The sequence below is a fragment of the Saprospiraceae bacterium genome, from assembly GCA_016709995.1.
Classification (GTDB): domain Bacteria; phylum Bacteroidota; class Bacteroidia; order Chitinophagales; family Saprospiraceae; genus JADJLQ01.
Map to the genome: position 1 here is coordinate 1,490,376 of JADJLQ010000001.1, position 20,097 is coordinate 1,510,472.

At 40.6% G+C, this 20,097-nt stretch carries 18 protein-coding genes and 1 pseudogene; 9 read left to right on the forward strand and 10 right to left on the reverse strand.

The features are described from left to right. Nucleotides 1-20 precede the first annotated feature (20 nt). Both IPJ09_06275 and IPJ09_06280 read right to left on the reverse strand, forming a co-directional pair. Complete coding sequence (locus IPJ09_06275; GenBank protein ID MBK7371033.1) at nt 21-1,220, reverse strand: proline dehydrogenase family protein; 1,200 nt, start codon at nt 1,218-1,220, stop codon at nt 21-23. Beyond that, complete coding sequence (locus tag IPJ09_06280) at nt 1,205-1,945, reverse strand: shikimate dehydrogenase (GenBank protein MBK7371034.1); 741 nt, start codon at nt 1,943-1,945, stop codon at nt 1,205-1,207. The genes IPJ09_06275 and IPJ09_06280 overlap by 16 nt, the downstream gene beginning before the upstream one ends. A 217-nt stretch (nt 1,946-2,162) precedes the next feature. Between IPJ09_06280 and miaB the strand changes: the two genes are divergently transcribed. The 9 genes from miaB (at nt 2,163) to IPJ09_06325 (ending at nt 11,079) form a co-directional block, all read left to right on the forward strand. Further along, entirely contained in the window at nt 2,163-3,584 is a 1,422-nt protein-coding gene (miaB, locus tag IPJ09_06285) for a tRNA (N6-isopentenyl adenosine(37)-C2)-methylthiotransferase MiaB (GenBank protein MBK7371035.1), read from the forward strand. Between the two features lie 15 nt (nt 3,585-3,599). Further along, on the forward strand, nt 3,600-4,883 hold the full coding sequence (locus IPJ09_06290; GenBank protein MBK7371036.1) for a sigma-54-dependent Fis family transcriptional regulator: 1,284 nt from the start codon (nt 3,600-3,602) through the stop codon (nt 4,881-4,883). Next, nucleotides 4,876-5,394 (forward strand): hypothetical protein, encoded by a 519-nt coding sequence (locus IPJ09_06295; GenBank protein ID MBK7371037.1) that lies wholly within the window; start codon nt 4,876-4,878, stop codon nt 5,392-5,394. Before IPJ09_06290 ends, IPJ09_06295 begins: the two co-directional genes overlap by 8 nt. Nucleotides 5,395-5,418: 24 nt before the next feature. Further along, entirely contained in the window at nt 5,419-6,174 is a 756-nt protein-coding gene (locus tag IPJ09_06300) for a hypothetical protein (protein MBK7371038.1), read from the forward strand. Beyond that, complete coding sequence (gene secG, locus IPJ09_06305; protein ID MBK7371039.1) at nt 6,171-6,431, forward strand: preprotein translocase subunit SecG; 261 nt, start codon at nt 6,171-6,173, stop codon at nt 6,429-6,431. Before IPJ09_06300 ends, secG begins: the two co-directional genes overlap by 4 nt. 175 nt (nt 6,432-6,606) lie before the next feature. Then, on the forward strand, nt 6,607-6,873 hold the full coding sequence (locus IPJ09_06310; protein ID MBK7371040.1) for a co-chaperone GroES: 267 nt from the start codon (nt 6,607-6,609) through the stop codon (nt 6,871-6,873). Between the two features lie 59 nt (nt 6,874-6,932). Further along, a complete protein-coding gene (gene groL, locus IPJ09_06315; GenBank protein MBK7371041.1) occupies nt 6,933-8,570 on the forward strand; it encodes a chaperonin GroEL in 1,638 nt (545 codons plus the stop codon). A gap of 158 nt (nt 8,571-8,728) precedes the next feature. After that, nucleotides 8,729-10,261, forward strand: coding sequence for a transglycosylase domain-containing protein (locus IPJ09_06320; GenBank protein ID MBK7371042.1), 1,533 nt, complete (start codon nt 8,729-8,731; stop codon nt 10,259-10,261). After that, nucleotides 10,192-11,079 (forward strand): hypothetical protein, encoded by an 888-nt coding sequence (locus IPJ09_06325; GenBank protein ID MBK7371043.1) that lies wholly within the window; start codon nt 10,192-10,194, stop codon nt 11,077-11,079. Before IPJ09_06320 ends, IPJ09_06325 begins: the two co-directional genes overlap by 70 nt. 7 nt (nt 11,080-11,086) lie before the next feature. Here IPJ09_06325 and IPJ09_06330 read toward each other — a convergent pair whose 3' ends face one another. The 8 genes and pseudogenes from IPJ09_06330 to IPJ09_06365 all read right to left on the reverse strand — a co-directional run bounded on the left by IPJ09_06330 (nt 11,087) and on the right by IPJ09_06365 (nt 20,097). Continuing rightward, nucleotides 11,087-11,512 (reverse strand): DoxX family protein, encoded by a 426-nt coding sequence (locus IPJ09_06330; protein ID MBK7371044.1) that lies wholly within the window; start codon nt 11,510-11,512, stop codon nt 11,087-11,089. 16 nt (nt 11,513-11,528) lie between these two features. Further along, nucleotides 11,529-13,082, reverse strand: a complete 1,554-nt coding sequence (locus IPJ09_06335) for an FAD-binding protein (protein MBK7371045.1) — start codon at nt 13,080-13,082, stop codon at nt 11,529-11,531. A 4-nt stretch (nt 13,083-13,086) separates the two neighbouring features. After that, nucleotides 13,087-13,890 carry a 3-deoxy-8-phosphooctulonate synthase gene (gene kdsA, locus IPJ09_06340; protein MBK7371046.1) on the reverse strand — a complete coding sequence of 268 codons (804 nt, stop codon included), beginning with the start codon at nt 13,888-13,890 and terminating at the stop codon, nt 13,087-13,089. A 33-nt stretch (nt 13,891-13,923) separates the two neighbouring features. After that, the gene (locus IPJ09_06345) at nt 13,924-14,784 is read right to left on the reverse strand and encodes a hypothetical protein (protein MBK7371047.1); all 861 of its coding nucleotides are present in this window, start codon (nt 14,782-14,784) and stop codon (nt 13,924-13,926) included. A 59-nt stretch (nt 14,785-14,843) separates the two neighbouring features. Further along, on the reverse strand, nt 14,844-15,596 hold the full coding sequence (locus tag IPJ09_06350; protein ID MBK7371048.1) for an EI24 domain-containing protein: 753 nt from the start codon (nt 15,594-15,596) through the stop codon (nt 14,844-14,846). An 87-nt stretch (nt 15,597-15,683) separates the two neighbouring features. Then, nucleotides 15,684-17,069: a hypothetical protein gene (locus IPJ09_06355; protein ID MBK7371049.1), complete on the reverse strand. Its 1,386-nt coding sequence runs from the start codon at nt 17,067-17,069 to the stop codon at nt 15,684-15,686. Nucleotides 17,070-17,343: 274 nt separating this feature from the next. Continuing rightward, nucleotides 17,344-17,436, reverse strand: a pseudogene (gene rpsP, locus IPJ09_06360) (30S ribosomal protein S16). Nucleotides 17,437-17,565: 129 nt separating this feature from the next. After that, nucleotides 17,566-20,097, reverse strand: coding sequence for a TonB-dependent receptor (locus IPJ09_06365; GenBank protein ID MBK7371050.1), 2,532 nt, complete (start codon nt 20,095-20,097; stop codon nt 17,566-17,568).

The window sequence follows — 20,097 nt, forward strand, 5'->3', positions numbered from 1 at the left end:
AGAGGAAAATATTGATACGATTACTTAATCAGTCTCCTTCTAGCCATCTCCTCCGTAATGAGCCCTAGCTCTCGGCCCACATCCCCTGTGATGGAAGTGTTTTCATGCGCCCTTCGGATGAGGAAAGGGATCACTTCTGCTATGGACCCATATACCACGTATTTTGCTACATTATAACCTTGTTGAGCCAGGTTAAAAGTAATATTGTCACTCATGCCCATCAATTGGCAAAAATTGAGGTGAGAATGATTCCTGGGGATGGATAGCTCTGAGATTAATCGAGCTTGCAATAGACAACTTGCCGCATTGTGCGAGGCATTGCAAGATGATATCCGGTTATAATGCTTTACACAAAACCCGATAGCCTGATCAAAAGCCAAATCTGTAGCTTCTTTGTTGTCTTGAATTGGCGAGGCTATGCCCTGGTCTTCTGCCCTTTGGCGTTCTTTGACCATATACGCTCCTCTTACGATTTTGGCTCCGAGGTAATAATTTTTATTTTGAGATCGCTCAAAGCTATACTTTAAATAGTCCAGTCGATCTTTCCTATACATTTGAAAAGTATTATAAGCGACGACTTTCTTTTTATTGTAAGTCTCCATCAACTCTTCTGCTAAAGCATCCATGGCTTCCTGTACCCAGGTCTCCTCCGCATCTACGAACACACCAATACCCATATCGGAGGCCATATGCATGATCCGATGCAGCCTCTTTTTCACCTTAGCGAGTTCATCTTCTTCAAACGGTTCCAGCGGCTTATGTCCCTGCCATTTTTCCAAAAGACCATTTCGGGCAATGGAGGAAATTTTTAAACTGATCACCGGCACGGATGCATTGGCTGCTCCAAATTGAATAGCTTTGAGAATTTCAGCCAGGGTGTAGTCAAAATCTTTTTCAGTATCCTTGGCTTCCACTCCAAAATCCAGGATGCTCATCGTCTTGTTTTTGTACAATTTATCTATGGTAGATTGGCAATCCAGGAGGTTGGTGCCACCGCAAAATTGTTTGAAAACAGTAGCCTTAATGATCGGATCAAGCAAGGGAAGTTTGAGTTTGGACATCAATAAGGTCATGGCAGAACCCAGCTTGACCAGGTTAGGACTGTTCATCATTTTAAAAATGCGATAAGTGTCCTTCAATTCCTGATCAGATTTATGGCCAAAGGCTATTTCTGTATTGGAAAAATCCAAATTGGTAGTATTGCTCATTTTCGATTCCATATATTCCATGAAGCTTCAGCTTGTCGGTATAACATATCCAAACCATTTTGGATTTTACACCCTTTTTTTTCTCCAGCTGCTAAAAATAACGTTTTAGAAGGATTATAGACCAGGTCATATAAATATTGGTGACTATCCAACCAATCGAGACAAAGATCAGGTGTGACATTTTCATAAGGAGACATACCCAACGGTGTGGTGTTGATGATCAAGCGAGTACGATTCATTCGTTCGCGATCGATTTGATCATATGTGATTGTATTTGAAGAAGGTCTGCGAGAAACAGTGAAAAATTCAAATTGCAGCTTCTTTAAAACATATTGGACTGCTTTGGCTGCACCGCCATTGCCTAATACCAAAGCAGTACGTACATCTTCTGAAATAAACTGCTTCAAACTTTCCTCAAATCCAGGAATATCAGTATTAAACCCATATCTCCTACCAGCTGGGTCAAAATAAATTGTATTGACAGCCTGAATCTCTGCCGCATCCTCGGCTAAGTCATCCAAATAAGGTATAATGCTTTGTTTGTAAGGAATGGTCACATTCATTCCAATGAGCTCGGGGCCAATATCAGCGATCAAAGCCGGGAAATCTGTAATCTCTTTTATTGGATAAAGCTCGTAGACGGAATCTTTAATACCTTCATTATCAAATTTTTGTGTAAAATATTTTTTTGAAAATGAATGTCCTAGCGGATATCCTATTAAACCAAATTTGCGCATAAACTGTGGCAAAAATAGAGAATAAATCAAGTGTTTGACACATAATTCGTGCTTGTAAACTCACTCCAAATAATTAAATATGATTAATAATATTGTATGCTACCAAATCAAACGTGTCAGGGCCACATCCCAAATAAATGGATTATTTATTAATGCTCTTCGATATCTGCCATTTTGTCATAAAAATCCCTAATTTTGCATTTTTTTAGCTCCAGGTATGTTTGAAGAATCCATCATAGAAAAAGTCATATCAGCAGAAAGACAAGGCGAAGTATTTGGCGTTCAAGCTGATAGCAGTGAAAATCCCTTTAACCGCCGATTTTATATTGAAAGTTATGGGTGCCAGATGAATTTTTCTGATAGCGAGATCGTCGCTTCTATCCTGAAGGAACAAGGCTATAATGCTACTCAGATTCTGGAAGAAGCTGATCTCATACTCCTCAACACCTGTAGCATCCGTGAAAAAGCCGAAGAGACTATCCGCAAGCGCCTGAGGACATTTGACAAAATAAAAGATGAAAGACCAGGTACCTTAATCGGAGTCTTAGGCTGTATGGCGGAACGAATGAAAAAACAGCTGCTGGACGAAGAAAAATTAGTAGACCTGGTGGTAGGACCTGATGCTTACAGATCATTGCCAACGCTCATTGCAGGTGCCCATGATGGTCATAAAGGAATCAATGTGTTTTTATCGAGGGAAGAGACTTATGCTGACATCAGCCCTGTCAGACTGGATAGTAACGGAGTATGTGCTTTCATCAGCATAATGCGAGGATGTGATAATATGTGTTCCTTTTGTGTAGTCCCTTATACGCGTGGGCGAGAGCGTAGCCGGGATATGTATAGTATCGTTGCTGAGGCGACCAGCTTATATCAAAAGGGCTTTAAAGAAATAACCTTGTTGGGTCAAAATGTGGACTCCTACAAATGGTTGGACCCAAACCAGGGCAAGACCATCAATTTTGCACAATTACTGGAGCAAGTAGCGCTGATTCACCCGGATTTAAGAATCAGATTTTCCACTTCTCACCCAAAGGACATCACTGACGAAGTGTTGCATACCATGGCAGCGCATGAAAACATCTGCAAGTATATACACCTTCCGGTTCAATCAGGCAGCAGTCGTGTATTGGACCTTATGAATCGTACTTATGATCGAGACTGGTATATTGAGCGAGTACAATCGATTTATTCCATTCTGCCAGAGTGTTCTATATCTGCCGACATCATCACAGGATTTTGTACCGAAACGAATGAAGATCACCTGGATACCTTATCTATTATGAAAATGGCCCGATACAGCATGTCTTATATGTTTGCTTACTCTGAGCGACCAGGCACGCCTGCTGCAAAAAAATATGCGGATGATATTCCGCTGGAAATTAAAAAGAGCAGATTAGCCGAAGTCATCGCTACTCAGAATCAACTTTCGCTGGACGGCAATCGTGCTGACATAGGTCATACATTCAAGGTATTGATTGAAGGTGATTCTAAAAAATCAACATCCGAATTTAAAGGCCGTAACTCTCAAAATAAAGTCATTGTATTTCCAAAGAAGACAGGACACAGCATAGGTGATTATGTTATGGTTAAGGTAAGGGATGCAAACAGTGCGACCTTATTGGGTGATATTATTTAATTATTAAACTGCATTGTGGCTCAATTTTCTATTCAAGCGATCAAACAACGATTTGGCATCATAGGCAATTCGAAAGATCTGGAGCGCGCATTAGAGACCGCCGTGCGGGTGGCAGACACGGATCTTACGGTGCTGATCACAGGCGAGTCGGGCACCGGAAAAGAGATATTTTCTCAGATTATCCATTCGCTGAGTAAAAGAAAACACAACAAATTTATAGCAGTCAACTGCGGTGCTATACCCCCCGGGACAATCAATTCTGAATTATTCGGTCATGAGAAAGGCTCCTTTACAGGCGCAACCGGTGAGCGAAAGGGTTATTTTGAAACTGCTGATGGAGGGACCATTTTCCTCGATGAGATCGCTGAAATGCCGTTGGATACTCAGTCCTATTTACTCAGAATCCTGGAAAGTGGCGAATTTATAAGAGTCGGATCTTCCAAAACCCAACGAACCAATGTAAGAGTGATCGCCGCTACCAATGTCAATCTGCTGGATCGCATAGAGTCCAATAGATTTAGAGAAGATCTTTATTATCGACTTAATATAGTACCGATCCATGTACCAGCTCTTAAACAAAGAAGAGATGATATTTATCTTTTATTTAGAAAATTTGCAGTAGACTTTGCGGATAAATATTCTACAACTCCGGTAGAATTGGATGAAGATGCCAAAGATCTACTATACATGTATCACTGGCCCGGCAATGTACGTGAGCTTAAGAATTTTGCTGAACAATTATCAGTCTTATCCGAATCGAGGTTGATAGATAAAGACAGACTGATCCTTTTAATGCCAAATCTCAACCCACACCAGCTGTCTTTAGTGCCAGGAAAATTAAGTGAATCAAAACTCGATGAGCGGGAACTTTTGTATAAAGTCCTTTTCGATATGAAAAAAGATGTAAATGAATTGAAAAATTTATTTTTCGAGCTCATTCGTCGCAATAAATTAGAAATGCCGGAGGTCAGTGGCAGCCTACAGGAAACAACCTGGCCAGAAGACAACAGCCCATGGTCAGACAATAAATATGCTCCCATTGCCGGCAGAACGCCATACCAGAGTGAACCTGGCTCCAAAGAGATACATAAACCTATACTTTTGGACAAAAAAGAAAGCGCTGAATTGCAAGCAAAGACCATCATTGTCGAAGAACCTTTGTCTTTGGAACAAATGGAGAAGGACCTGATCGGACGGGCGCTGACCAAACACAAAGGTCGACGAAAGGAAGCCTCTGGTGAATTGGGCATCAGCGAACGCACTTTGTATAGAAAAATTAAACAATACGATCTTGAATAAGCAAAAGCATACTGCACTCCTTCATTGGTACTGGATGGTGACCCTCAGCTTTGTCTTTATGTCCGCCTGTTATTCCTTTAAAAGCACCTCGATCGATCCAGCCATTACTACTTTTACGGTACTGCCATTCGAAGGTAGGGCTGATAACGGCCCTGTGACCTTACCCATCACTTTCACCGAAAAACTTAAAGATAAAATCAGAAGAGAATCCCGATTGAGATTTATTGATACAGACCCTGACATCACTTTTTCAGGAGTGCTGGAGGATTTTAATGTAACCTCCCAGGCTCCAACAGCAGAAAACCTGAGCGCCTTGAGCAGATTATCCATTCGTGTAAAAGTGGATTTTGAAAACAAACATGACGAAACAAAAAACTGGAGTCAATCCTTTTCATTCTTTCAGGATTTTGACGGCACCCTCAATTTATTAGACATCCAGGAAGGCCTGGTTGATAAGATCACAAACCAATTGACGGAGGATATTTTCAATAAAGCTTTCGGGGATTGGTGATCTTGATTATTTTTGTTGATCATCATGAAGATTGACGAGTTATTATATCATCTGCATCATTCAGCATCGATACCAGAGATTGAGGCCACAGAGCTGAATCAATTACTCAAAAAATACCCTTACCTGGAATCCTTAAGGCACGCTATTATTCAGAACCCAAATACACCATTTCAGGCTATTAACGATATAGATCTTCAAAATCGATTCATTCAACTAGCCGCCCGAGCATACAATTATGATAACCCTGGAAATGTAATGTCCCCTCCCATCTTTGATGTGACACCCGGTATGCCAGAACAGTCATTGTCACTAGAGGAGTACCATTTTACTCCAGTTGAAGCCTCATTACCTTCTCCTTTTGAACTCAATTTTATACAGAATGACACAGATTCTGAGAAAACAGACCCCTCATCTAGGCAAGATATCTTAGCCGCAAGCCAGGATACATTGGGAGACTTACAGGCTCCTTTTAGACTTTATCCCTACGAGCCTTCAGAATTCATCATATACCTTCAACACCTACCAGCATGTAGTGTACATCCTGTTGATGAAGTTGGAATCGAAAAAAAGGACAGTATGGCAGCAACTGATGAATATATCGCCGCCAGTATTGACCTCCAAGAAGGTGTCAGCTCAGAGAGTCTGGCCAATTTATGGGCTAGCCAGGGCAAATACGAAGCTGCATTCAAGATTTATGAGAAATTAGGCAGAGAAAATCCTGAAAAAAGTAGTATTTTCGCAGCCAAAATAGCAAAATTAAAGGCTGAAAAATCATTATGATCACGTTATTAATTATCTTAATCGGAATAGTAAGTGCATTACTTATATTAGCTGTATTGATTCAAAACCCTAAAGGCGGAGGCATCGACTCTACTTTCGGAGGTCAAGGCGCAAATCAGGTATTTGGTGTGGCCCGCTCTACAGACTTTATAGAGAAACTGACCTGGGGCTTGATCGCAGCATTGTTTTTATTGTGTATCATCACTGCCATGTTCGTTGGTGGAGGCGCTGAAGCTGCCTCTCCTTTGAATCAATAACCTGCCAAAAATACTACTCTTTAGTATTCCCCTGCCATTCTTGTCGCTGGTAACTGCTTGAACAACTTTACTTTTTTGACAAAACCAGAAAAAATGTCAGGCCTTTTCATCATGGCACTATAAATGATAAGAATCAATCAAATCATAAATTGTTAACTTTTATTAAACATATTCAATCATGAAGCCTATCAACGACAGAGTAATCGTAAAACCGGCACCAGCCGAAGAAAAGACAAAAGGTGGAATCATAATTCCAGATACTGCCAAGGAAAAACCTCAAAGAGGTGAAGTAATAGCAGTAGGCCCAGGCAAAGATGGTAATCTGATGACCGTCACAGCAGGGGATATAGTATTGTACGGAAAATATTCCGGTCAAGAATTGAACCATGAGGGTCAGGACTATCTTATTATGAGGGAAGATGATATCCTTGTGGTATTGTAATCAAAAACATTTTAATCAGAAAATCAAACTATTGTTAATTCGTAAAAACAAAATAAAAAATGGCTAAACAAATAAGTTTTAATGCCGAGGCACGTGAAAGACTAAAGGCAGGCATAGATGCTTTGGCAAATGCTGTGAAGGTCACCCTGGGCCCTAAAGGTCGCAATGTGGTCATACAAAAAAGTTTTGGTGCCCCTACAATCACTAAAGATGGTGTAACTGTAGCAAAAGAAATAGAACTCGAAGATGCGGTGATGAATATGGGTGCTCAAATGCTCAAAGAAGTTGCTTCTAAAACCGCTGATTTGGCTGGTGATGGCACGACTACCGCCACCGTATTGGCTCAAGGTATGGTGACCGCTGGAATGAAATATGTTGCAGCAGGAGCAAATCCTATGGACCTCAAGAGAGGTATTGAAAAAGCCGTAAAGCAAGTGATTGAAGAATTAAAGAATCAATCTGAAACTATTGGAGATGATTTTAGCAAAATCCAACAAGTAGCCTCTATCTCTTCTAATAATGATGAGGAAATAGGCAAGTTGATCGCTGATGCTATGAAAAGAGTGTCAAAAGATGGGGTCATCACTGTAGAAGAAGCCAAAGGAACCGATACCTATATGGAAGAGGTACTGGGTATGCAATTTGACAGAGGTTATCTTTCTCCATACTTCGTGACTAATGCCGAAGATATGACTGCAGAATATGATAATCCTTATATCCTGATTCATGACAAAAAGATCTCCAATATGCAAGAGATCGTGCCATTATTGGAGAAAGTTATATCCACCGGAAGGTCTTTGCTCTTGATAGCAGAAGATATGGAAAGTCAAGCACTGGGTGTTTTGGTTGTCAATAGGTTGAGAGCAAACCTTAAAGTAGTTGCTGTTAAAGCTCCTGGTTTTGGTGATAGAAGAAAAGCTATGCTTGAAGATATCGCTATCCTAACTGGAGGCACAGTGATTTCAGAAGAAAAAGGTTATAAAATTGAAAACATTGAACTTGACTTATTGGGTCAGGCAGAGAAGATCACTGTAGACAAAGACAATACTACTATCGTCAATGGTGGCGGTGATAGTAAAATGATCGAAGCAAGGATCAACCAGATCAAACAACAAATCGAGACTACTACCTCAGATTACGATAAAGAAAAACTACAAGAAAGACTCGCCAAATTGTCTGGTGGAGTAGCTGTATTGTACATAGGTGCTGCTACAGAGGTAGAAATGAAAGAGAAAAAAGATCGTGTAGATGATGCATTGCATGCGACTCGTGCTGCAATCGAAGAAGGTATCGTAGCTGGTGGTGGTGTAGCTTTAGTCAGATCTATCCCTGCCCTGGACAAAATGAAAGGTCTAAATGAAGACGAGACTATCGGTATTCAAATCGTCAAAAAATCACTCGAAGCCCCTCTACGGGTCATCGCTGAAAACGCTGGCATGGAAGGCAGTGTAATATTCCATAAAGTATTGACAAGTAAGGGCTCTAATGGCTATAATGCTCGTACGGATGTATATGAAGATTTGAAAAAAGCAGGTGTCATAGACCCTACTAAGGTTACCCGCATCGCTTTGGAAAATGCAGCTTCTATAGCAGGTATGATCCTGACTACCGAATGTGTAGTCAATGACAAGCCAAAAGATAAAGAAGCTTCTCATGGTCATCAACATGGTGGCGGTGGAATGGACGGCATGATGTAATCGATTCATAATAACATCATATTATAAAGAAAGGCAGCTCATCCGAGTTGCCTTTCTTGTTTTATAACTTAGTTACAATATTGGATTGAAAAACGCTGTATTTTGAATGTTCCTATTGAAGCGATCTTATTACATTAAAAGCATCAAGTGATATTTAGTTGAAAAAAATATTATTCTATATATTAGGATCCTTCATTGCTTTATTAATAGTCGGAATACTGACTATGCCTAACCCCAGATATGGGTATAGCACTACCCTGTTTTCATCCGATGGCCAGCTCCTGGGGGCACGGCTTGCTCCAGACGAACAATGGAGATTTATTCCCAGTGATAGCCTACCTCAAAAATACATTTCGGCCATCACGGTGTATGAAGACCAATACTTTTTTTATCATCCTGGCATCAATCCAATAAGCTTATGGCGAGCCCTGCGTCAAAATTGGAGAGCAGGTAAAATAGTAAGTGGAGGCAGTACCCTGACCATGCAGGCCATAAGATTGAGACATGGTGTAGACAAAACCAGATCGATATTCAACAAATCACTCGAAATGCTCTGGGCGCTGGGTATGGAGCTGATCTATTCCAAAAAAAACATCTTAAAAGACTATGCCGCAGCAGCCCCGTTTGGCACCAATGTGGTAGGATTAGAAGCAGCCTGTTGGCGGTATTTTGACAAAGCACCTTCCCATTTGACCTGGGCCGAAGCCGCTTTTCTTGCAGTATTGCCAAACAGTCCTGCTTTGATTCACCCAGGCAGAAATCGCGATATACTTCATATCAAACGAGACGCACTATTAAATAAAATGAAGGCAGTGGGGGCCATAGATTCTGCCACATTATTTCTTTCCAAATTAGAACCTATACCAGAAAAGCCAGCTCCTTTACCGAATATTGCACCTCATGCCTTAGACTTTATACAAAAAAATCATCCAGGCCAGAACTTCAATTCCAGTATAGATATTCAACTCCAGTTACAAATAAATGATATCGCACAATGGTCCTATGATAAATTATCCGCTAACGAAATACATAACCTTGCGATTATCGTAGCCGATACCAGGACCGGTGCTGTATTGAGTTATTGTGGCAACGCTCCAAATACCATTCACCAAATGTATGTCGACAATGCTCAAGCTCCCAGAAGTACCGGAAGCATACTAAAACCATTTCTGTACGCGGGAGCATTAGACAAAAGTGTGATTTTGCCCGGGACAATCTTGCCGGATATCCCTATGGTTATCGATGGGTTTCAACCTAAAAACTTTAATCTGGGCTACACAGGTTTCAAGGAAGCTAACCAGGCTCTGATTCAATCTCTTAATATACCCTTTGTCTATTTGTTGCAACAATATGGTCTGGAACAATTTCATTTTGACTTGAATAAACTCGGCCTTCACCATATTAGTAAACCGCCAGGGCATTATGGTCTATCCTTGATCCTGGGTGGAGGAGAATCATCACTTTTTGATTTGGTGGGAGCATATGCATACCTAGGAAGAGTCTTAATCAATTTTGAATCAGCTGGTAATGGATACAAATTGACAGACCTTCATCCATTGTATTTTGAAAAAAGCAAAATGACTACTTTACCGAAAGAAGGTGACCTCTCAAAGACCCCCCAATGTACAGTGCGGCGAGTATTTATACAACCCTGGAGACGCTACAGCAATTACAGAGACCTGATGAACTAGGCAAATGGGAATCCTTTGATGCCGGTCAGTCATTAAGTTGGAAAACGGGTACCAGCTTTGGCTTCAGAGATGCATGGGCGATCGGTGTGAATGCCAATTATACGATAGGAGTGTGGGTTGGAAATTCCTCCGGAGAAGGAAGGCAAGGTCTCCTGGGGATAAAGGCAGCAGCTCCAATATTGTTTTCCGTCCTAACTCATCTAAAAGCATCTTCCAATGGCGACTTCCGTGCACCGCTCGATGAATTGGTCCCAATCGTAGTTTGCCGGCAAAGCGGAATGAAAATGTCCATTAATTGTACATTAGGAGATAGCATCCTTACCTCCCGTTTTTCCAATAATACTTTACCCTGCCCATATCATAAGTTGATCTACATAGATCCTCTCTCACTACTTCAGGTAAATCAATCTTGTGCGCTGCCTGGCCGGTTGCAGCCAAGGAAAATATTCAACCTGCCTACCCTGGGAGAATATTATTATGCCAGATCTCATGCCGAATATGAGCTCATACCTGATTTTGATCCCAGGTGTACTCAAAAGTCAATTGGTTCCAACATGAGTATGATTCAACCCGAACCCAATAGTTCGTTTTTTATACCCCGTGATGAGAATGGTTTGGCAGGGAAAATAATTTTCAAACTTACACATCGACAGACTGACATGTTGATTTATTGGCATTTGGATGAAACATTTATTGGAAGTACCCGTACTTTTCATGAAATGTCTATTGAAGCTGGGCCAGGGCCTCATGTCATCACGGTGATCGATTCTACAGGAGCAGAATTAAAATGTCCTTTTAATGTATTGTCTAGCCGATAAATCGCAATCACCATTTTGCTTTGGGTGGCCGGCTGGCAGCAATCATTCTTTTAATAGAGAACCTACCTGTTCCATTGACGACTACCATCAACAATCCCCCTATAATGGCAATATTTTTCATAAATAGAATGGATTGAAGCCTTCTTTCAGACACGGGATCATTCCAGAAAGAAAATACTATAAATGTCACGGGCACCCAATACAATAATAATAATATAGCGCCTGTAGCTGACCGATATCCAAGTAATACAAATGAAGCTCCAAGGATTAAAACTATGATGACTGAAACTAAAAGAAATTCCTGATTCCAGGTAATCCCATAATTGGTCATCGTCCGTTTGACCGAATCAAAATAAGCTATAGAATCATAGGCTTCCCAAAAAAATATGGTTGACAGAAATATTCTTGCTATAAGATCGATCCATTGCTTCATCAAAAATATGTTTTATTCAATTTGTAGTTAAATAATGAAAAGCAGCTTCAGCACAATGTTGACCATCCATGGCAGCTGAAACTATGCCTCCGGCATACCCCGCTCCTTCGCCACATGGAAAGAGTCCTATGCATTGTGGATGCATAGATAGTGAATTTCTGGGAATGCGTATCGGACTGCTCGTTCTGCTCTCAGTGGCGACTACAACTGCTTCCTCCGTCAGATATCCTTTCATTTTTTTTGCAAAAATTTTTATGCCACTCTGAAGGGGTTCGATGATTAATTTTGGCAGTAGATCATGGACTGGTGCACTCCACAAACCGGGGATATAAGATGATTCGGGCAAGGAGGCAGACACTCTGCCAGTCATAAAATCTGTCAACCTTTGAGCGGGAGCTTTTTGAGATCCATCACCAGCATTAAAAATATTTTGTTCCACAGATTGCTGAAAATTTAAGGTACAGAAAGGATCAGATGAGTTGTCAAAGTCAGTTGGGTGTACACTTACAACAGTTCCCGAATTGGCATATCGGCTGTCCCTACGACTCAGTGACATGCCATTGAGCACGATTTCACCTGGGCTGGTGGCTGCAGGCACCATCAGGCCTCCCGGGCACATGCAAAATGAAAAAACACCTCGCTCATCTAACGTGCATGCCATGGAGTAACTTGCCGGAGGCAGGTGTTCCGGCCTGGATGGTGTATGATATTGTGCACTATCTACAATTTCCTGCGGATGTTCAATCCTAACACCTAAAGCAAACGATTTGGCCTCCATCACAAGGTTTTTATCCGCAAGCAATCTAAAGATATCTCTCGAAGAATGACCTGTAGCTAATATGCATGCATCAGCGACAAATTGGCTTCCTGATTGGGTGATCACACTTTTAAAGATCTGGTGTTTAATCTCAATGTCTACCACCCTTTGACCAAAATGTATTTCCCCACCATGCTGTAAAATGCTCTCCCTGATCGTCTCTATTACTTTTGGCAAATGATTAGATCCAATATGTGGGTGTGCATCAATCATTATCTCTGAGGTTGCTCCATGCTCAACCAATAAACTCAATACTTTATAGATATCCCCTCTCTTGACAGACCTGGTATAAAGTTTGCCATCTGAGTAGGTGCCTGCACCACCTTCACCATAACAATAGTTTGAATCCGGTGGAACGGTATGAAATTGCTGAATGAGGCGGAGGTCCCGTCGCCGGTCTTGGACAGCCTTTCCCCGGTCCAAAACAATCGGTTTGATACCGAGTAAAAGACATTCAAGGGCTGCAAAATATCCTGCCGGTCCGGCACCTATGATCACTACACTCTTTTCGCTGTTAGAGACATCATCCTTAAACCTGGATTTATAGGCAGGTTGATCTATAAATGGAGTATCAGACAGTTCTATTCTAAGTCGATACATCGGTGCCTTGCGTGCATCCAGAGACTTCTTGAGTATCCGGAAATAAGGTAGTTGGGCTAGAGGAAGATCAAGGATTTCTGCTATTTTTTGAGAAATGACCAGATCCTGGTTTTGGTCAGAGGGATTGATCGCTACTTCTATGATACGTGACATGACACTATTTGATAATAGCCTCTCTAATCCTGACCAATCGTTGAAGTAATTGTTCGAGCATGGGTAAGGCTAACATATTGGCACCATCAGATTTTGCGACAGATGGGTTTGGATGCGTTTCGATAAATAATCCATCAGCTCCAGCGGCTATACCAGCACTGGCGATGGTTTGTATCATTTGAGGATGCCCGCCTGTAACTCCGGATACCTGGTTTGGCTTTTGAAGAGAATGGGTCACATCGAGGATCACAGGCACCTGAAGTGATTGCATAATGGGAATAGACCGCATATCGACTACCAGATCCTGATATCCAAAAGTGGTCCCCCGCTCTGTCAGCCATACATCGTTGTTTCCCCTTGAAGTGACTTTGTCTACGGCAAATTTCATGGCCTCCGGCCCCATGAACTGACCCTTTTTGATATTAATCGCTTTTCCAGTATCTGCAGCAGCTTCCAACAAACTGGTCTGCCTGCACAAAAAAGCTGGTATTTGGAGCACATCGACATAATTAGCTGCCAGATAAGCCTCTTCTTCAGTGTGGATATCTGTCAGGACAGGGAGGTTGTATTGTTCCTTTATGAATTGTAAATACTCCAAAGCGACCTCATCCCCCAGACCAGTGAAGGAATCTTTACTACTCCTGTTAGCTTTGCGGTAAGATGATTTGAATATAAAAGGGATTTGATATTGATTGACTATGGGCAATATAGTCTCCACTACTTCGATCAACAATTCTTTGCTTTCTATTACACAAGGGCCTGCAATCAACAAAAACATATTTGATGAAGGATGTTTCAATGACTTCAGTGAAGAATAGTATTTAGTTGTATTCATATAAAGTTATTGATCCAATATCCATGCGGTAGGTTCTATCAGAGACCTGACAGACATCAACATAGAATCTCTTTTAACACCTGCTTCTACCTTGATTCCCAATCGTTTACATCCTTCTTTTAAGCTTTCCTCGTAAGTATTCAACCCCAGGCGTGCGATCCTGGATTTCATTCTATCCGCATTGACTTTAGTACAGAAAGTGCCGGTGATGATGATGTAAGCCTGATTATCAAGATCCTGCTTTTGAATTTGATAATTGTCCAAGACCTTTTCCGGAGCCATATTGGTCTGTTTAAGAGAAGTATTTGCTGGGAGGTTGGAGGGCTGGACTACATTTTGTGCGATTGAATTCTGCATTGGTGATCTAAACAACAAGTTGAGTAAGATGAATACAACACTCAGGAAAGCTGCTGATGCAATTAATAACCACCAATTAAACTTATTCTTAGTTATATTGCCCTGATATTGAGGCTTAATAGATAATGGGGCGAATTGTAGGGATTTTTCCAGGTCTGGATTAGGACTGAATCTAAGCTTCTGCTCCGGGTTATCTTTGTCCAGTAAGCCTAAAATACCCAAATGTACAGGAGCATCTTCATGCGTGAGCTTGTTCACTGTAGCTTCCACAAACTCATAAGCTTTTGAGTAAGAAATGTCATGCAACGAAGCTACCACGGTAGCAATCAAAGAGTAGGAATAAGAAGCTGAAGGGGATTGCCATTCAAGTTGGGCTTTGGGTGGCTCAAAGTTTTGCTGAGATACCTTCCACTCTGCCGGTGAATAATTCAATATAAAAGTACCCAGCGCGCCTATATCAGCCCGTCCATATCGGTTCAAAGTCTCTAAAATGTATGCTGAAAACCCCATTTAAGGTCAATAATAAAGCAAGGTACGAAAATTCAAGTTTAAATAAATCGACTTCTACCTTAGGTAAATGATGGTCGGTATATTCTGGGCACAGCCTTGAGGGTGGCCGCTGCAGCACCTAAAGTTGGGGCGAAAAACAAACCTACTACCGGAATCATGATGATCAACATAAATGCAACTCCATTACCCAGGCTAAATCCTAAGTTTTTTCTGATAAAATCCACACTGCCATTGATGCTAAAATATCGATTAAGGGTAAAATCAAGATTTGAAAATCCCACATACATCGCCTGGACTAAAAAAATAATTGGAGCTGCTATAAATCCTAAAATTGTAATTAAACTTAAAATCAGGATAATTAAAGTGATGCCAAATTCTTTGACAAAATTTCTCAATCCAAAAAGAATAGACCTTCCAAGATCATCTAAAGTGGACATATTCGTTTCCTTTTTATAGGAGATAGAATAACCCATTACTGCTTCTTCCACCCGTTTGGAAAGGCCCATAAGGATCGGAGAAAGAGCGGACAAAATAACATACTTATAAACGACGACCCCGGTTGTAGCTATACCGATGCCTAAGAAACCAGATGTAATACGAGAAAGGATTTTTGAATTGGACCCTGAAGGCAAAACATTAAAGACAAAGTCTTTTAGGTTGTCAGACCAGTACCAGGCAGAAAAACCTACTAATAAGCCATAAAACAAACTAATCAAACCGGGTATAAAAAGATATAACCAAAGCTTTTGATCTACTATAATCTTCCATGCCTCCCAATATGCTTTGAAAGACGCTACCAAATCCCGTATCATTAAGGTTATAACGACCGAAATCAAAAAATGGTTTGAGGAAAATTATTAATAAAATGTAAATAAGCCTCAGCCAGGGATTTTATCGAATCAGACCGTTGCTTTTTTACGCTTAGACTTAAACAATTCAGCAATATCCTTTTCTTTCATGTACTCGAGGTCAGCAAAATGAGAAGTGACAAACTTTTTGATATCCTGGTAATCTTTACCCCGCTTATCATTAAATTTAACCAGGAGTTTTTGAATGAAATTCTGATTCAACGACTGGACATCCTGGTTGAACTTTTCGTTTGAAAATATCTTCATATAAGTATTGAAAATCTTGGATATTTCAAAATAGTTTTGATAGTCGTCCACTTCCAGATTACTCAATAATTGATTAAAATATCCCAGGATCGTATTGCGTACCGTCGCATTGATGACCGATAGACCTTCGTTTGAATCGTAGAAATTACGTACTGCCTCGATGGTATCTTCGTGCATATAACCCTTAGAATGAATGATTTCTACCAACTCATAGTATCTTTTTACATCATCCTGGACATCAGGATCCAGCAGGCTTTTAGCATGCCTATCTATCTCAGTATCAAATTTCATCCCTTCCATATGCATATGGTGTAAAAACTTGAAATACTGTTGGCTAAACTCAGGAGAATGTTTTCGGTTATCATTGATGAGACTGAACAAAGTTTGAGCGTCAGCAGCTTCAAGAGGATAAAAATTATGAATGATAAATACTAAGTCCCAAAATTCTGACAGATGATACAGTTTTTCATTTTTGATTAATGCTACCAGGTAAGGTTTTATACTTGAATTATCAGTAAATGATTTGACTCTATTCAATAGAAAATCCTTCAAAGGTATATAGAGGCTTTTAAGGTCTTCAGGGGTATTAGGAAACTCTGCAGAATGATAAGGCGCTCCTTCAAATTGGCGGGCATATTTATTAAGCGCTATTTTGCGTTCCGCTTCGTCATTGATAGTATTGGTTCTTATTCCTTCAAAAAATTGTCGACTCCTCTTGTTTTCGATATGGTCGACCAGATTTGATACCCAGATGTCACTTGATATAGAAAAGCCGATTTGTAAAGTCTGCCCAGTCTTGTTCTTTAACAGATCAAAATTATTGCAATTGGCAAGTGCCTTTACTGCCAGACCAAATTGATCTTGTGGGCGGCGATACTTGACAAATTCGTTGACATCTCCCCGAAGCACGGTATAGCCTAAAATCTTGGGAAGGTAGATCCCCTCAAATTCAGCGTCAAAAAGTCTTTGTTCAAGATCTAGGAGTTGCAATGGCTTTTTGTTGCCTATCTCAGTATAAAGTTGATGAATTTCAGGCTCGAATTCATCACGCAAGGCCTGAAATCCCTCCTCAGCTTCTTCTTCGAGAAAGGTTTGAAGTGTTTCAGACGATTGAAGTCGGCTTTTGATTTCCTCCAGGGAGTCTATATAATGGGAATCCAGTTTTTCCATAATTACATTTATTTTAAAACCAAAATCTGGTAAAGTAGAATTTTACTTTACCAGATCAAAATTATAAACAATAAGTTCTATAAAACGTGCTATTACTCCTCCGGAGTGTCTGAAGTTTCAGCAGCCTGTGCTTCAGCTTTTTTCTTAGCTGGTTTGGCTTTGCCAAATACCTGTTCGTGAAAGGCTTTTACTTCTGCTACACTTTTTGCCTTATTTGCAGCATTAGTATTGTCCTTGTCAGTAATGAATGATTGATACTTTGCTTCCGCATCATTCCATCACGAGGTGATCGGGCATCAGCTACCACAATGTGATAGTAAGGTCGTTTTTTACGACCATGTCTTTGCAATCTTATTTTAACTGCCATATAATGATAAACATTTTGTAGTTATTGTTAAAAAATGGCTGCAAAGATAATTTTTTTATTTGTTATACCAAGTGTATAATTATAAATAGCATAGGTCCCTTCCAAAAAGAATTAATTACTCAGTGGATGTCAATGAAAATTCATTTTAAATTTAAGATTGACTCGCCTCGAAGTCAGATAGTTAGGAATAGCATATTGTACATTATAGATCGACTTAAACCAGGTATTGGAAGCCACGTTTTGGACTTGGAGCAGGTTAAATATCTCCACACTAAACCATGAGCTCTCTGCAAATTTGAGCAGATGGTGCGGTCTCCTCGAAGCCCACCGATGATCCCATAGTAAGTATGAAAAGCCGAGATCAACCCGATGATACGCTGGATATCGATAGGTATTGCGATACAATCTATTATTGCCCGGGATGCCAAATGGCTGGCCTGTGCCAAATGTTAAGTTCAAATTGACTTTTAGGTTTTCATTTCCTGGCAAGTAGTCCTGGAAAAAAGTCGAAAATGTCATGAATTGATCTGTGGGCCTGGGGACATCCTTGACATGGACACCCTCCGCCTGGCCTTTCTCTCTCTTTTGATGATCTATACCATCTATCGCTTCGCGGGCTCTCAAAAAGGACACATTAAACCAGGATTCAGCTCCCGGCACAAACTCGCCATTAAGCCGCATATCCAGCCCGGTGATATACCCTTTGCCCTCATTTTGACCTGAATATTGAATCTTCACATTGTCAATGTCATAAATAACCTGATCCCACAATTTTTTATAATAGATTTCTGTGACCAGTCTGTAGGGGATCACCGTTTTTCTGCCCTTATTAAAATCCCAGGTCAGACCAGCCAATACATGGGCTGATTTTTGAGATTTAAGATCTTGATTGACTACTCCAAAAGGGTTGCGAAGCTCTCTATAAAAAGGTGGTTGGTAATACAGTCCTGCTGCAAATCTGAATGAAATATTTTTTTCCCAATCCCCAGGTTTAAATATGACCTGTCCTCTGGGATTTAAATAAAACTCTTTATTGAGCGTCCAATACGATGCCCGTATCCCTCCGGTAAATCTGATTTCACCTCCATTATTTTTTTGAATGGTGTATTCATCTTGAACATAACCTGAAAACCTGTAAGACTCCAGTTCATTCTTTGTTTTTAATACCTTCTTAAATATGATATCATCTTCGGTATGTGCCAGGTTGTATAAAGCAGAATCCAGTTTCTCCCAATCGTTAAGCCGATCTAATACTCTTTCTATCTGTGATTTGACACCCCATTGCAGAAAGTGAGTTTTATTGCGGTCATTATTTACAAAGTGTTCGTACCCACCTTTCATCTCCAGATTGCGCACTCTCAAAAACAAGGTATTTCGGGCATAGGTTTGTTGTACTCCATCCCCTACGAGCGCTATTTCTTTTCCCTGATCTTCAGCACCCAGTCCAGTTTCTATCAAACTCAGACGATAGTTGCTTATAATGTCGAAAGTCTCTTTTTCCAGGCTTTGATAGGCAGATCCTAAAAACTTAACAAAGAGTGGATTTTTCGTTCTCTCAGGTAAATAAGTCAAAGAGGCTCCAGCCATCCCAGTTTGAAAATTGTCTATCTCCTGCCCATTAAAATCAGCACTCAGTCTTAAAGAAAAATCTATTAATCCTGTAGCTGTACTCCTGGAAGCAGGAATAAACCTGAACAGGGAGGAATTATAATTGGACAATATCCCTAACTGCCAGCTTTTGCTAATATCATAAGTAAAATGTCCCTGCACATCTGCAAAGTCAGGTACATACTCTCCCTGAAGTTGAAGCGAGTTCAACAAATACCGATTGGTCTTATACCTGGCACCTATTAAATAAGTGAATCTTTTATAACTGCTTTGTCCGATTTTCTGACTGCCTTCTATATGAGCGCCGGCACCTAAAAAGGACATACTTATAGATGCTTTGGCTGAATCAGGTCGTTTATATCTGATGTCCAGCACCGAGGATTGCTTGTCCCCGTATCTTGCTTCAAAGCCGCCCGAAGAAAAAGAAAGATCACGGATAAGATCGGGGTTTGGAAAAGTGAGCCCTTCCTGCTGACCACTTCGAATGAGTTGAGGTCGATATATTTCAAAGTCATTGACAAAAACCAAATTTTCATCATAGTTACCTCCACGTACATTGTATTGACTACTCAATTCACCACCAGTGCCTGACGAAGTTCCCAGGGCTATATGAGGCAGGATACTCTCAAAATTGCCAGTTGTTGATGGGATCAGCTTTAAGTTTTCAATATTTTCCCGGATCATTCCATTATCCCTAACTGTACTTTCTCTCACGATCACTTCGAGCGAGGAGGACTCTATGGCCAGTTCAAAATCTATTTTTATCTCGGCCCCAATATTAAGAGGATTGATCCTGATAGAAGCCGGTTTATAACCCAGTCGGCTCACTTCCAATAATAAAGCTGCGCCGGCGTTGACTTCAATACTATAATTGCCTTTGGAGTCAGTCTCAGCAGATTGACTGGTTTCACGAACGAAGACGGTAGCTATTTCTATTGGTTCTTTAGTGTCAATATCCAGCACCTGACCAATGATCTTCGCTTTGCTCTGGGCTTTTACACTAACAGAGGATATTGCCAAAAAGCCAAGTAGAAACGAACAAATTAACTTCAT